The 13,955-nt window shown below is 73.6% G+C and carries 10 protein-coding genes; 5 read left to right on the top strand and 5 right to left on the bottom strand.

The window, feature by feature from the left end; translation table 11 throughout:
* The first annotated feature begins 3 nt into the window (after positions 1-3).
* The gene (locus tag OO57_RS20985; RefSeq protein ID WP_033254114.1) at positions 4-1,092 is read left to right on the top strand and encodes a branched-chain amino acid aminotransferase; all 1,089 of its coding nucleotides are present in this window, start codon (positions 4-6) and stop codon (positions 1,090-1,092) included.
* Between the two features lie 420 nt (positions 1,093-1,512).
* Here OO57_RS20985 and OO57_RS20980 read toward each other — a convergent pair whose 3' ends face one another.
* Positions 1,513-2,568, bottom strand: coding sequence for a helix-turn-helix transcriptional regulator (locus OO57_RS20980; RefSeq protein WP_033254113.1), 1,056 nt, complete (start codon positions 2,566-2,568; stop codon positions 1,513-1,515).
* 147 nt (positions 2,569-2,715) lie between these two features.
* Between OO57_RS20980 and OO57_RS20975 the strand changes: the two genes are divergently transcribed.
* Positions 2,716-5,565 carry a M4 family metallopeptidase gene (locus OO57_RS20975; protein ID WP_033254112.1) on the top strand — a complete coding sequence of 950 codons (2,850 nt, stop codon included), beginning with the start codon at positions 2,716-2,718 and terminating at the stop codon, positions 5,563-5,565.
* Between the two features lie 302 nt (positions 5,566-5,867).
* Positions 5,868-6,653 (top strand): hypothetical protein, encoded by a 786-nt coding sequence (locus OO57_RS20970; RefSeq protein ID WP_033254111.1) that lies wholly within the window; start codon positions 5,868-5,870, stop codon positions 6,651-6,653.
* Between the two features lie 71 nt (positions 6,654-6,724).
* Here OO57_RS20970 and OO57_RS20965 read toward each other — a convergent pair whose 3' ends face one another.
* The 3 genes from OO57_RS20965 to OO57_RS20955 all read right to left on the bottom strand — a co-directional run bounded on the left by OO57_RS20965 (position 6,725) and on the right by OO57_RS20955 (position 10,137).
* A complete protein-coding gene (locus tag OO57_RS20965; protein WP_033254110.1) occupies positions 6,725-6,919 on the bottom strand; it encodes a hypothetical protein in 195 nt (64 codons plus the stop codon).
* A gap of 137 nt (positions 6,920-7,056) precedes the next feature.
* On the bottom strand, positions 7,057-8,586 hold the full coding sequence (locus tag OO57_RS20960) for an NAD(P)/FAD-dependent oxidoreductase (protein WP_051778024.1): 1,530 nt from the start codon (positions 8,584-8,586) through the stop codon (positions 7,057-7,059).
* Positions 8,587-8,679: 93 nt separating this feature from the next.
* Positions 8,680-10,137: a hypothetical protein gene (locus tag OO57_RS20955; protein WP_033254109.1), complete on the bottom strand. Its 1,458-nt coding sequence runs from the start codon at positions 10,135-10,137 to the stop codon at positions 8,680-8,682.
* A 454-nt stretch (positions 10,138-10,591) separates the two neighbouring features.
* Between OO57_RS20955 and OO57_RS20950 the strand changes: the two genes are divergently transcribed.
* Positions 10,592-12,145 (top strand): Re/Si-specific NAD(P)(+) transhydrogenase subunit alpha, encoded by a 1,554-nt coding sequence (locus tag OO57_RS20950; protein ID WP_033254108.1) that lies wholly within the window; start codon positions 10,592-10,594, stop codon positions 12,143-12,145.
* A 6-nt stretch (positions 12,146-12,151) separates the two neighbouring features.
* Positions 12,152-13,591 carry a Re/Si-specific NAD(P)(+) transhydrogenase subunit beta gene (gene pntB, locus OO57_RS20945; RefSeq protein ID WP_033254107.1) on the top strand — a complete coding sequence of 480 codons (1,440 nt, stop codon included), beginning with the start codon at positions 12,152-12,154 and terminating at the stop codon, positions 13,589-13,591.
* Here the strand turns inward: pntB and OO57_RS20940 are convergent.
* Entirely contained in the window at positions 13,575-13,904 is a 330-nt protein-coding gene (locus OO57_RS20940) for an STAS domain-containing protein (protein ID WP_063737610.1), read from the bottom strand. The two genes, pntB and OO57_RS20940, sit on opposite strands and share 17 nt — an antisense overlap.
* Between the last annotated feature and the right edge of the window lie 51 nt (positions 13,905-13,955).

Below are 13,955 nucleotides of genomic sequence, written 5' to 3'. Positions count from 1 at the left end.
CCGATGAGTCTCGACTTTGCCCTGCAGCCCAGTTCGCACCCCGCCTCGGAGGCCGAACGGGCCGCGGTCCTGGCCGCCCCGGCGTTCGGCCGGTACTTCACCGACCACATGGCGTCGGCGGTGTGGACCCCCGGGGAGGGCTGGCACGGGGCCCGGGTCGGGGCGCTGGAGCCGTTCTCGCTGCACCCCAGCGCAGCCGTGCTGCACTACGCGCAGGAGATCTTCGAGGGCCTGAAGGCGTACCGGCACGCGGACGGCAGCGTCTGGCTGTTCCGCCCGGAGGCCAACGCCCGCCGCTTCCAGCGCTCCGCGGCCCGCCTGGCCCTGCCGGTGCTGGACGAGGCGGACTTCCTGGCCAGCGTCGAGGCCCTGGTCCGGGCGGACGAGGCGTGGGTGCCGGTGCCGACCACCGAGGAGAGCCTGTACCTGCGCCCGTTCATGTTCGCCGCCGAGGCCTTCCTCGGGGTGCGCCCCGCCGAGCGGTGCGTCTACTCGGTGATCGCCAGCCCGGCGGGCCCGTACTTCGCCTCCGGCGTCGCCGGGGTCACCCTGTGGATCAGCAGCACCTACACCCGGGCGGCGCCCGGCGGCACCGGCGACGCCAAGTGCGGCGGCAACTACGCGGCCGGTCTGGCCGCACAGCTGGAGGCCCGGGAGCACGGCTGCGACCAGGTGCTCTACCTGGACCGGACGGGCGGCGAGGGCCGCCTGGAGGAGTCCGGCACGATGAACCTGTGCCTGGTGACCTCCTCCGGCGAACTGCTCACCCCCGGCCTCGGCACCATCCTGGAGGGCGTCACCCGCGACACCGTGCTGACCCTGGCCGGGAAGTTCGGGCTGACGCCGGTCGAGCGTCCCGTCACCGTCGAGGAGCTGCGCGCGGGCGCCGCCGACGGCACGATCACGGAGGTCTTCGCCGCCGGGACGGCCGCGGTCGTCACCCCGATCGTCGCCCTCAAGAGCCCCGAGCACTCCTTCACCATCGGCGACGGCCAGCCCGGCAAGCAGACCCTGGCCCTGCGCGAGCACCTGCTGGACATCCAGTTCGGCCGCGTCCCCGACACCCACGGCTGGATGCGCCGGGTGCTGTGACCCGGCCGGGGGGCAGCCCGGCCGGGGGCTGTGGCCCCGCCGAGGGCCGTGACCCCGTCGGGGGGCGGCCCGGCCGGCGCGGTGCTGTGCGCCGACCGGTCCCACCGACGACCGGCGGGCGGACGAGGGGCCCTCCCCACAGAGGGCCCCGCTCCGCGCCACCGGTCGGGCTGCTCGACGGGCGCGGCGGCCGGGGGGACCGGTGGGTCCGCGGCCGGCGCGCCCGAGGATGAGCGGCACCGCTGGGGACGACGGCTCCTCCTGCCGGGCCCCGCAGCACTTGTCCCGGACTCTAGGCGGCGGGCGTTACTGCGGCATTACTGACGTCACCGCAGGTCAGCTAGGGCGGCAGAGTCTGCGGGGTCCGCGGGGTCCGCGGGGTCCGCGGGGTCTGCGGGAGGCGCAGACCGCGCGGCCGGGTCAGACCGTGAGCCAGCCCCGGCGCAGCGCCTGCACCCCGGCCTGGAAGCGGGTCTCCGCGTCGAGCACCAGCAGCAGGGCCTTGATCCGGCGGCGGACGGTGTGCACGTGGACGTCCAGCCGGCGGGCGATCGCCTCGTCCTTGAAGCCGGAGGCCAGCAGGGTGAGGATCTCCCGGTCCTGCGCGGTGGCGCCGTCGCGGCTGTCGCCGCCGATCGGGATGGCCCGCTCCCAGACCAGTTCGAACAGCGGCACCAGGACGTGGTGCAGGGTGGTGTCCTTGACCACCAGCGCGGAGGCGGTCGGGTCGACCGCGTCGGTGGGCGGCAGCAGGCTGATCCGGCCGTCGACCACGATCAGCTTGGTCGGCAGGTCCGCGGCGATCCTGATCTCCACGCCCCGGTCGGCGAGTTCGTTGAGCTCGCGGGCCCGGCCGGGGAAGTCCAGGCCCTCCCGGTCGACCACCGCCCGGACGGTGACCCCGCGCTCGACCAGCTCGGTCACGCCCAGCGGGGCCGGGGGGCCGTCGCCGTCCCGGGAGGTGTAGGGCGGCCGGTCGAGCAGGGTGAGCTCGCTGGTCGCGGAGGCGACCAGCGCCTGCACCCGGGCCGCGATCGCCGCCCGGCCGCGGACGGTCTCGATGCCCGGGGTCCGCCCCTCCGGGACGCCGCCGGACAGCTGCGCGGCCAGCCGGTCCACCGAGGCGCTGACCACCTCCAACCGGGCCGAGCGGCCCAGCAGTTCGGCCTGCCGCAGCTGGATCAGGCTGCGCAGCGCGGTCGCGGGCGGCAGCACGCCCGGCCACCGCTCGCCGGGGACCGCGGGCAGCACGAACCCGGCGCGCCGCAGCGCGCCGAGCGCGGCCCGGGCCCGCTGCGGCGGCAGGCCCGCCGCGGCGGCCGCCCCGTCGAACGGGGTCGCCGCCCCGTCGGCCGGAACGGCCGCCCCGTCGGTCGGGGCGGTCGGCGGCGGGGCCAGGAGCGCCTCGTAGAGCGCCAGTTCGTCGGGCCCGAGACCGAGTTCTGCCCAGTCGGAGGCGTCGTCAGGCCAGTTCACAGTCAGGGATCTTGACCTGACCGGTGGCGCGTCCGCAAGTGTGCATGCCCACTATTCGACGTCCGGGATCCGTTGTCCGGGCCGTCGCCGCGTACTTCGATGTGGGCGCTCCCCCAGGAATTCCGCCCCAACGGAAAGGGATCCGCCTTGCGCACCCAACCCCCCGGACGCCGCCGCTCCGGCGCGGCCGCCGGCACCGGCGTCACCGCCCTGCTCGCCGCCGCCGCGCTGCTCCTGCCGACCGCGGCGACCGCCCGTGCCGACGCCGCCGCCGCCACCGCGCCGGCCGACGCGATACCCGCCGCCGGGACGGGCACCACCCCGACCACCACCCCGGAACTGGTCACCGGCCTCGACGAGGCGGTGGACGCCGGCGTCCCCGCGGCGGACGCGGCCCGCGGCCACCTCGCGGCGAAGCACGACCGGTACCACATCGCGGACCCGGCGCAGGACCTGGCCACCGTCTCCACCGAGACCGAGGGCGACCGAGAGACCGTCCGGCTCCAGCAGAACTACCGGGGCGTGCCGGTGCTCGGCGGCGAGTACGTGGTGCGGATGACGAAGAAGAACGGCAAGCGGGCCGTCACCGGCACCTCCGGCCGGTACTTCACCGGGCTCGCGCTGCCCACCGTCACGCCCGCGGTGTCGACGCCGACCGCGGTCGACCGCGCCGTCGCCGCCGTGACCCGGCAGCTCGGCGACGGCCCGCTGACCCGCCCCGCCGGGAAGCTGACGGTGCCTCAACTCACCGGAACCGACCAGGGCCTGACGATCCTTCCGCAGGGCAGCGGCGTACTGGCCCGGCACGTGGTCGTCACCGGCAGCAGCCCCACCGACGGGCAGCCCGTCCAGCAGGAGGTGTACGTCGACGCGCGCACCGGTTTCCCGCTGCTGCAGTACAGCTCCCTGCGGACCTTCGGCGCGACGGACGCCACCGCGCCCGCCGCCGGGGACGGCGCCACCGGCGCGGGCCCGGCCCTCGACGCCGTCCCGCAGCAGCTGGTCGTCAAGGGCACCGGCACCCGCTACGACGGGCAGCAGGTCGAACTCAACCTGTACCAGGGCATCGACGGCGCCTACCAGACGATCGACTACGGCTTCCGCGACCCGGCCACCCCGTACAGCGGCGTCCTGCTCGCCACCTACGACGCCCGCGGCAAGGAGGCCTCCAGCGCCTCCGGCGGCTGGCCCAGCGGCATCCAGACCTTCCGCCCCGCCACCCCGGAGCTGGGCGCGGACCTGACCGACTCCGGCGCGGTGGACGCCCACTGGGCCGCCCACCAGGTCTACGACTACTACCACGCGAAGTTCGGCCGGGACAGCCTGGACGGCAAGGGCGGCTTCATCCAGTCCCTGGTCGGCGTGGTCAGCAACGGGCAGCCCTACAACAACGCCTTCTGGGACGGCACCAAGATGGTGTACGGCCAGGGCGGCGGCGACTACCGCACCTTCTCCGCCGACACCGACGTGGTCGGCCACGAGATGACCCACGGCGTGGTCCAGCACAGCGCGGGCCTGGTGTACGTCGGCCAGTCCGGCGCGATGAACGAGGCGCTCGCCGACTACTTCGGCAACGCGATCGACGTCGAGTCCAACCACGTCCCGATGACCGACCCGGACGCGTCCCTGCTCGGCGAGGACCTCTGCACGAACCTCGCCCCGCGCGACTGCGCGCTGCGCGACCTCGACGACGGCGCCACCACCCAGGACGACTTCGTCGGCGTCACCTACCGCGGCGACAACGGCGGCGTGCACCTCAACTCCACCATCTTCTCCGGCGCCCTGTGGGACATCCGGCAGAACCTCGGCGCGGACTTCGCCGACCAGACCGTCTACCGCGCCCTGACCGCCTACATGACGCCGCTCGACGGCTTCACCGACGGCCGCGACGCGGTCGTCGCCGCGGCGAAGGAGCGCGGCGCGACCAAGGCCCAGCTCGCCGTCGTCACCAAGGCCTTCGACGACCACGGGATCACCGCGGGCTGGGAGAAGAAGCTCGGCGTCGACACCACCACCCTGCTCACCGGCCTCAACACGGCGGGCACCGGCGTCGGCGCGGGCGGCGGCTACTACGCGGTCTCCCGCTCCAACGCCAGCGCCGAGGAACCGTACTCGGTGTGGATCGGCCGCACCGACGGCAAGGGCGCCCCGCAGCAGGTCAGCGAGAACACCGGCAACTACGCGGTCTACCCCGACACCGACGGCACCACCGTGGTCTGGGCCGAGTACGGGCCCTCCTCCATCGCGATCAAGGCCCGCGCCGTCTCCGGCGGCCTGGTCCGGACCGTCGGCCACTCCGGCACCGCGCTGACCTCGCTGACGGTCGACGGCGACTACGCCGCGTACGCCGTGATCGACCCGTACACCGGCCTGCAGCACGTCGCGTACATCAACCTGCGGACCGGCGCCACCGGCATGGTCGACAACGGCCGCCACGACCTCGCCACCGCCTTCGCCTCGCTGCGCGGCGGCAAGATCGCCTACGCCAAGATGTGGAGCGACCCGACCGGCTTCAAGCTCGGCGCCGAGGTCTACGACCTCGCCACCGGCACCACCGTCCTGCTGCCCGGCGACCCGTCCGCCACCATGGGCGTCGGCCAGACCGCCCTCACCGGCGACGGCGTGCTGTGGATCCGCGACACGAACACCCAGGACGGCGGCAAGGCCTCCGTGGAACGCGCCGCCCTCGACGGCGGCAACCCCACCACCCTCCTCCCCGAGGACGGCCCCGCCTCCCTCTACGCCTACTCCCTCACCGCCTCCGAGGACACCGTCACCGTCCTGGACCTCCCCCCGGCCACCACCTGGTCCAACACCACCCTCCCGAAGCTCTACCAGCTCCCCGCCACCGGCAAGGGCGAAGCCCAGCGCCTCTCCTGCAACCGCGGCGACCAGGTCTACCCCGCCGCCGACACCGGCAAGCGCGTCCTGTGGCTCGACGGCACCACCGGCTCCACCGACCTGGTGACCCGCGACAGGCCCGCCACCAAGTGCTGACCCCCGCCTGACACCCCTCGGACGGGGCCCGGAGACCGTCGTGGTCCCCGGGCCCCGCTGCGTCGTTCCCCCGGCCGGCGGGGGCAGCCCCCAGGACGGTCCAACTCGCTTTCGGCGCCTGCCCGTTCCACTCCGGGTCCGGCACCGGCAGCGTGGCCCTGGCCATCGCCGTCCTCGGCCGCGTCGCAGCCCGTCGGCCGCACGCCGCCCGAGGTGCCTGCGGGGGGCGGGGCACGAACGGCCCCGGGTGGCTGTCAAGCTTGCGCGATCGAACGTCCCTCGAAGAACCGGAAGCACCACCGATGCGCACCAACCGGCTGCTCGCAGCCACCACGCTGTCCGTCACCGCGGTCGTCCTGCTCACCGCCTGCGGCCCGGAGAAGTCCGGCGGGGCCGACGCCCCCGCCTCCGCCCCCGCCTCCGCCCCCGCCTCCCCCGTCGCGGCGAGCAGCAGCCCGGCGGGTCCGACCCCGGACGAGGTCGTGGCGAAGGCCCGTACCGCCGGGGCGAAGCTCGGCTCCGTCAAGATCACCTTCTCGCAGGCCGCCCCCGCCGGCCGGACCACCGGCGCCCTCTCGGTCGACCGGGCCGGCAACTGCACCGGCACGATGACCGTCGAGGGCTCGGGCGGCGGGCAGGTGGTCCGCAACAGCGACGGCGACGTGTGGCTCAAGCCCGACGCCGCGTTCCTCGCCGGACTCGACACCCCCGGCGGGGACACCGGCCTCGACGACCAATGGTTCCTCTTCCCCAAGGCGGGAGCCGACCTGGGTGTGGAGTTCACCCGGTTCTGCGACCTGGCCCTGCCGGTCCAGGAGACCGCGGGACAGGCCGCGTTCGAGAGCCCGGTGGCCACGGGCATCAAGGCCAAGGCGCTGCCCGTGAGCGTCGACGGCGTCAACATGCTCAGCTTCAAGCTGTTCGAGGGGAACAAGGCGGGCGCCCCGGTCCTGTTCAGCGCGGACGCCGAGCCCCGCCTGCTCTCGCTGGAGACCGACAACGGCAGCACCAGCATGAAGTTCAGCGAGTTCGACCAGCCGGTCCGGGCGGTGCCGCCGCCGTCCGACAAGGTCATCCGGACCAAGTAGCCCCCGTGCCGTCCCGGGCGCCGTCTCCTGACGGGGGCCGCCCCCTCGCCGAGCGCCCCGGGGCCGGGAGGTCACTGCGGGAGCCGGACGGGGTGGGGCCAGCCCGGGACGTTGCGGACGTGGATGCGGTCGTCGCACCAGGCGCACTCCCATTCGCCGAGGTCGATGTCGTAGGCGAGGCGGCCGCAGTGGACGGGGATGGGCTGGCTGCCGAGGTGGGTGGTGTGCCAGTCGGTGCGCTGCGCGGTGGTGCCGGTGTCGGTCATGGGGGAAGCGTGGCAGGGGGGACTGACGGTCAGTCAGTGCCGGGGCGGCCGTCGGTGGGGCATCGGCGCGCTGGTCCACTGCGACCTGCCCGCCGTCGTGCCCCGCCCCGCCCGCCCCGCCCCCCTGCCGGCTGCCTTCAGACGGAGGCGCGCCCGCCCGCCTCCTGGCGCGGCACGAACGGCGCGTCGCGGCCGGTGCCCGCGGGGGTGGAGCGCTCGGAGTCGCCGCCCTCCTCGTGGTACTCCTCCTCGACGTTGACCTCCCACACGTCGTGGGCGGAGCCGGTGCGGATGTTCTCCGCGGTCAGCAGCGCGGTCATCATCGAGTGGTCCTGGTTGTTGTACCGGTGCATGCCGTTGCGCCCGACCGGGTGCACGTTCGGCACGGCCCCGGCCAGCCAGGCCCGGATGACCTCCAGGGCCGCCTGGTAGCGGTCGTCGTAGATCGGGTACGCCTTGTGGATGCGCACCGCGTAACCGGCCTCGACTCTGCCCGGCTTGGTCAGGCCCAGCTGCTCCAGCTCGGCGGTGCCGAGCGCGACCAGCCCCTCGTCGGTCGTGTTCCAGAGTTCGTCGCCCTCGTTGACGAAGTACTCCAGGCCGAGGCAGGTGCGCCCCTCCTTGACCAGGTACGGCGACCAGGAGCCGAAGTTCTGGATCCGGCCGACCTTGACGCCCGGGCTGTGGATGTAGATCCAGTTGTCCGGGAAGCCGTCCTTCTCCGGGACGACCAGCGCGACGGTCAGGAAGTCGCGGTAGCGCAGGTCGTCCGCGGCCGCGATCACCTCGGCCGGTGCGGCCGGCTCCATGATCCGGACCAGGTGCGAGATCGGGGTGGAGGACACCACGTGCTCGGCCGGGACGTGCGAGACCTCGCCGCCGGGCCCGGCCACGGTGACGGAGACCGCGCCCTTGCCCTGCTCCCAGGTGACCTTCTCGACGCGGGTGCTCGTCTCGACCGTGCCGCCCTGGGCGCGGACCTTGTCGGTCGCGGTCTCCCACATCATGCCCGGGCCGTACTTCGGGTACTGGAACTCCTCGATGAGGGACGTGATGTCCTTCTGGTTCCGGCTCGGCAGCACCGCGTTCTTGATCGCCGCCATCAGCGACAGGTTCTTGATCCGCTGCGCGGCCCAGTCGGCCTGGAGCTCCGTGGTCCTCATGCCCCAGACCTTCTCGGTGTAGGTCTTGAAGAAGATCGAGAACAGCCGGCGGCCGAAGCGGGCGGTGACCCAGCCCTCGAAGTGCGACTGGTCCTCCGGCGGCCGCACCCGGGCCCAGAAGTACGAGCCGATGCAGCGCGCGGCCTCGAACACGCCGAGTCCCTTGAGCGCGTTGCCCGCCTTCAGCGGGTAGTCGAAGAGCCGACCGCGGTAGAAGATGCGGCTCATCCGCGGGCGCAGCAGGAAGTCCTCGTCGGGGAGGATCTCGTGCCAGAGCGCCTCGACGGCGGCGACCTTGGTGAAGAAGCGGTGGCCGCCGATGTCGAAGCGCCAGCCGTCGCGCTCCGCGGTCCGGGATATGCCGCCGACGACGTCGTCCGCCTCGAAGACCCGGGCCGGGAAGCCGTGCTTGGTCAGGTCGTACGCGGCGGTCAGGCCGGCGGGACCGGCACCGATGACGACCGTCCCCGGCTTCGGTTCGGCCTGCGTGTCACTGGGTTCCATGTCTGGCCAGTTCCTCGGTTCATGGCCCTCGGGGGGAGGACCGTCTGTCTGTGAGTGGCGCGGGCGAGGTGCGGGGAGCGGTCTCGGGGGCGCTCAGGACGCCGCTGCGGGTTCCGCGGCGGTGGGCTCGGGGGCGGACCCGGGGTCCGGCCCGGGGGGTCGCGCGGCGGTGGGCGCGGGGCGTTCCGCGGCGAGCAGCCAGCAGGTCAGGACGCAGACGGTCATGACGATCGCGGCGGTGCCCCAGGCGAACCGGCTGCTCGGTCCGCTGACCCACTGGCTCTTCAGCGGGCCGGCCCAGAACGCCTTGGCCAGCAGGACGTTGCTGAGGACGCCCAGCCCGGCGAGCGTCACCCAGCGGGGGCCGATCCGGTCGGCGCGCATCGCCAGCAGCAGGAACAGCGTCGGGTAGACCGGGAGCAGGTAGCGGGCGCCGACCTGGTCGTAGCCGGCCGCCTGGAACAGGATGACGGGCACGAACAGGGCGACGGTGCCCGTCCACATCACGGCCCGCATCCAGCGGTCGGCGGCCCTGCCCTGCGAGGAGACCAGGAACAGCAGCATCAGCGGGGTGCTGAAGAAGATGCTGGTGCCCATGCCGCCGGCCCGCAGGCTCATCACCGGGTGCGCGTCGTTGACGCCGGTGAAGTGGAAGTCGGGGAAGCGCAGGAAGTCGATGACGAAGTTCGGCCAGACGTAGTGCCAGCTCATCAGCCCGTACGGGAAGGTGACGATGTCGTTGGCGGTGTGGATGTCGTAGCCGGTGCTGGTGACGCTGCCGAAGTACAGCTTGTTGCGGGCCAGCAGGATCGCGCCGCAGACCGCGAGCGGGAGCACGGCGGCCGCGACCTCGCGCGGTGAGGGCAGGCGGACGGGACGGAAGTTCCACCGCCCGGCGGTCCGGCAGCCCACGCCCAGGTCGCGGAGGTGGACCAGGGCCGGGACGACGCCGACCATCACCTCGGTGGTGCGGGTCAGCGCGATCAGGCCGACGCCCAGCCAGGCCAGCCACCAGCGGCGGCAGATCGTGCTGTGCAGCACCAGGACGATCCCGGCGGTGCTCATCAACTGCCCGGTGAACCAGACCTTCCCGCCGAGCGACAGCCACAGCACGATCGTGCCGAAGCCGAAGACCGCGGTGAGGACGAGGTTCTCCAGCGTGGTGCGCCGGGTGATCCGGCGGTGCCGCATCGACTCCAGGGTGCGGAACATCAGCACCGCGACGAGCGCCGCCACCCCCCAGGTGAACCAGACGTCGCTGAAGCCGTCGCCCAGCAGCCACACGAACGGCAGCATGACCACGGCCGGGAGCGGCGGGTACATCAGGTAGTAGTGGCCGTTCACGGTGATCTTGTCGTCGACCACCCACGGACCGGGGCTCGGACCGAGGTCGAACCGGCCGTCCAGCCACGCCTGCGCCTGCCACACGTAGTGCCCCGACGTGGTGACCTTGCCCGGGTCGATCTCGAGGATGCCGGAGAGCAGCGCGAGCAGCGCCAGCACGAAGACGAAAACCGCGAGGTCGACCAGCCGACGCCGGAGACGGGTCATGGCGAGAACTCCATGGTGGACGAAGGGAGGTCGCGCGCCGAAACACACCCCCTGGCGGCGAAGCTGTCCGTTTTCCCAGGACGGAGAGCACCGCCATGCTAGGGCACGGCCGAGCCGACTCCCCACCGCCGCCGCCTTCCTGGTCCGGCCGCACGTCCGGCGGAAATCCGACCGTCCGGGCCTTTCGCCCGGTTCGCGGCCGAATTGCTCACCGCCCGGCCGGGCGCGGCCCGTTACCGGACCGCAACCTCGCGGCCGTTCCCGCCCCGAGCTGCGGAGCGCGGGCCGGGGGCGGGTGTAGTCCGGTCGGTGGGAGTTGTGGTGACACATTTCACCGTTCGCCCCGTTCTGCCGGGAGGGGTCGGGAGTCTAGGTTCCTGCGACCGGGGGGAGTACTCCCCTTCGATCACGGAACACGTCCGGCACCACCTCCTCCGACGAGAGAGAACGAGCGATGTCTGGATACGACTCCTCCGCCCGCCCGCCCCAACGGGTCGGCGTGGTCGCCGAGTCCGCCCCCGGGGAGACCCGGGTCGCGGCGACCCCGGCCACCGTGCGCGGCCTGCTGGCCCTCGGCTACGACGTGGTCGTCGACCCGGGGGCGGGCGCGGCGTCCGGGTTCGACGACGCGGCGTACGCGGCGGCGGGCGCCGCCGTCGGGGACGCCTGGGCGGCCGACGTGGTGCTGAAGGTGAACGCGCCGTCGGACGCCGAGGTGGCCCGGCTGCGCGGGGGCGCCACCCTGGTGGGGCTGCTGGCGCCCGCCCAGCACCCGGAGCTGCTGGCGGCGCTGGCGGAGCGCGGGGTGACGGCGCTGTCGCTGGACGCGGTGCCGCGGATCTCCCGGGCGCAGTCGATGGACGTGCTCAGCTCGATGGCCAACATCGCCGGGTACCGGGCCGTCATCGAGGCCGCGCACGCCTTCGGCCGGTTCTTCACCGGGCAGGTCACCGCGGCGGGCAAGGTCCCGCCCGCGAAGGTGCTGGTGGCGGGCGCGGGGGTGGCCGGGCTGGCCGCGGTCGGCGCCGCGTCCAGCCTGGGCGCGGTCGTCCGGGCCACCGACCCGCGCCCCGAGGTGGCCGACCAGGTCAAGTCGCTGGGCGGCGAGTACCTGGCCGTGCAGGTCGCCCAGGAGGCGAGCACCGACGGGTACGCGAAGGCCACCTCGGCGGACTACGACCGGGCCGCCGCCGAGCTGTACCGGGCCCAGGCCGCGGACGTGGACATCGTGATCACCACGGCGCTGATCCCGGGCCGGCCCGCGCCGAAGCTGCTGACCGCCGAGGACGTGGCGGCGATGAAGCCCGGCAGCGTGGTCGTCGACATGGCGGCCGCCCAGGGCGGCAACGTCGCCGGGACGGTGCCCGGCCGGACAGTGGTCACCGACAACGGGGTGACCCTGATCGGCTACACCGACCTGGCGTCCCGGCTGCCCGCGCAGGCCTCGCAGCTGTTCGGCACCAACCTGGTGAACCTGCTGAAGCTGCTGACGCCCGGCAAGGACGGGCAGTTGGCGGTCGACTTCGAGGACGTGGTGCAGCGCGCCGTGACGGTCGTGCGGGACGGCGAGACCACCTGGCCGCCCCCGCCGGTCGCCGTCTCGGCGGCGCCCGCCGCCCCCGCCGCTCCCCCGGCCCCGGCCGCCCCCGCGCCCTCACGGGTGACCCCCGCCGTCCGGTTCGGCCTGATCGGCGCCGGGATGCTCGCGCTGTTCCTGCTGGTCGCCTTCGCCCCGGCCCAACTGGCGGAGAACTTCACGGTGTTCGCGCTCGCCGTGGTGATCGGCTACTACGTGATCGGCAAGGTCCACCACGCCCTGCACACGCCGCTGATGTCGGTGACCAACGCGATCTCCGGCATCGTCGTGATCGGCGCGCTGCTGCAGATCGGGCACGAGAGCACCCTGGTCACCGTGCTGTCCTTCGTGGCGATCCTGCTGACCAGCGTGAACGTCTTCGGCGGCTTCGCCGTCACCCGCCGCATGCTGAGCATGTTCTCGAAAGGCTGAGCCGAGATGACGTCCCTCACCGCCGCGCACGCCGCGGACCTGGTCGCCGCCCTGCTGTTCGTCCTCAGCCTGGCCGGCCTCTCCCAGCACCGCACCTCCCGGGCCGGTGTCGCCTACGGCATCGCCGGGATGGCCCTCGCCCTGACCGCGACCGTCGTGGTCGCCTCCCGCTCGATCAGCGCGGGCGCCGTCGCGCTGATCCTGCTGGCGACGGCGATCGGCGCCGCGCTCGGCCTGTGGCGGGCCCGCCGGGTCGAGATGACCGAGATGCCGGAGCTGATCGCCGTCCTGCACAGCTTCGTCGGCCTGGCCGCCGTCCTGGTCGGCTGGAACAGCTACCTGGAGGTGGAGCGGCACGGCGACGCCCAGAGCGCCGTCGCCGCCGACCTGCTGTCGATCCACCACGCCGAGGTGTTCATCGGCATCTTCATCGGCGCCGTCACCTTCACCGGCTCGGTCGTCGCCTACCTGAAGCTCTCCGCCAAGATCGCCTCCCGCCCGCTGGTGCTGCCCGGCAAGAACGCCCTCAACCTGGGCGCGCTCGGCGCCTTCGTCGCGCTCACCGCCTGGTTCACCGCCTCGCCCGGCCTCGGCCTGATGGTCGCCGTCACCGTGCTCGCCCTGCTCCTGGGCTGGCACCTGGTCGCCTCCATCGGCGGCGGCGACATGCCCGTCGTGGTCTCCATGCTCAACAGCTACTCCGGCTGGGCGGCGGCCGCCGCGGGCTTCCTGCTCGACAACGACCTGCTGATCGTCACCGGCGCGCTGGTCGGCTCCTCCGGCGCCTACCTCTCGTACATCATGTGCCGGGCGATGAACCGCTCCTTCCTGTCCGTCATCGCGGGCGGCTTCGGCATCGAGGCCCCCGCGGGCGGGGACGCCGAGCAGGGCGAGCACCACGAGATCGCCGCCCGGGAGGCCGCCGAGCTCCTCGCCGCCGCGCGGTCCGTCATCATCACCCCCGGCTACGGCATGGCCGTCGCCCAGGCCCAGCACCCCGTCGCCGACCTCACCCGCCGCCTGCGCGAACGCGGCGTCGAGGTCCGCTTCGGCGTCCACCCGGTGGCGGGCCGCCTGCCCGGCCACATGAACGTGCTGCTCGCCGAGGCGAAGGTCCCCTACGACGTCGTCCTGGAGATGGACGAGATCAACGAGGACTTCGCCGACACCTCCGTCGTCCTGGTCATCGGCGCCAACGACACCGTCAACCCGGCCGCCCTCGACGACCCGGCCAGCCCGATCGCCGGGATGCCCGTCCTGAAGGTCTGGGAGGCCGAGCGGGTCGTCGTCTTCAAACGCTCCATGGCCTCCGGGTACGCGGGCGTGCAGAACCCGCTGTTCTTCCGCGAGAACACCAGCATGCTCTTCGGCGACGCCAGGCAGAGCGTCGACCAGATCCTGCAGTCCCTCGACGCCGCCGACCCGGCCCTCAGCGCCCGGCCCTGACCGCGGGGGGCCGGACCCCGCCGGGGCGTTCCAGCCCGGCGGGGTCCAGCCCGGCCAGTTCCAGCAGCCGGGCCACCGGTCGGCCCACGCCGCGCAGCTCCAGCCGGGCGCCCGTCCGCTCGGCCAGGTCACCGGCCGCGAGCAGGACGCGCAGGCCCGTGCAGTCCATGAACGTCACGGCCGAGAGGTCCAGCACCACCTCCCGGTGCGCGGTCAGGGCACGGGTCAGTTCGCGGCTCGTCCGGGGCGCGGTGTCGACGTCGACCTCGCCGCGGGCCCGTACCAGGAAGGGGGTGTCCACTCGGTCCGCCATGGGCTCGCCCGCCGTTCGGGATCGGCCCGCACGCCGGTGCGGGCCCGGGGT

Source organism: Kitasatospora phosalacinea (genome assembly GCF_000717185.1).
Lineage (GTDB): Bacteria > Actinomycetota > Actinomycetes > Streptomycetales > Streptomycetaceae > Kitasatospora > Kitasatospora phosalacinea_A.
Note: the sequence above shows the minus strand (reverse complement) of the source record. Positions and strands in the feature narration are given on the sequence as shown.

What these genes read in the sequence shown, in the direction of transcription:
- OO57_RS20985 (WP_033254114.1), top strand. Translation starts at nt 4, where the DNA reads ATGAGTCTCGACTTTGCCCTGCAGCCCAGTTCGCACCCCGCCTCGGAG.
- OO57_RS20960 (WP_051778024.1), bottom strand. Translation starts at nt 8,586, where the DNA reads ATGGAACCCAGTGACACGCAGGCCGAACCGAAGCCGGGGACGGTCGTC.
- OO57_RS20970 (WP_033254111.1), top strand. Translation starts at nt 5,868, where the DNA reads ATGCGCACCAACCGGCTGCTCGCAGCCACCACGCTGTCCGTCACCGCG.
- OO57_RS20940 (WP_063737610.1), bottom strand. Translation starts at nt 13,904, where the DNA reads ATGGCGGACCGAGTGGACACCCCCTTCCTGGTACGGGCCCGCGGCGAG.
- pntB (WP_033254107.1), top strand. Translation starts at nt 12,152, where the DNA reads ATGACGTCCCTCACCGCCGCGCACGCCGCGGACCTGGTCGCCGCCCTG.
- OO57_RS20955 (WP_033254109.1), bottom strand. Translation starts at nt 10,137, where the DNA reads ATGACCCGTCTCCGGCGTCGGCTGGTCGACCTCGCGGTTTTCGTCTTC.
- OO57_RS20950 (WP_033254108.1), top strand. Translation starts at nt 10,592, where the DNA reads ATGTCTGGATACGACTCCTCCGCCCGCCCGCCCCAACGGGTCGGCGTG.
- OO57_RS20965 (WP_033254110.1), bottom strand. Translation starts at nt 6,919, where the DNA reads ATGACCGACACCGGCACCACCGCGCAGCGCACCGACTGGCACACCACC.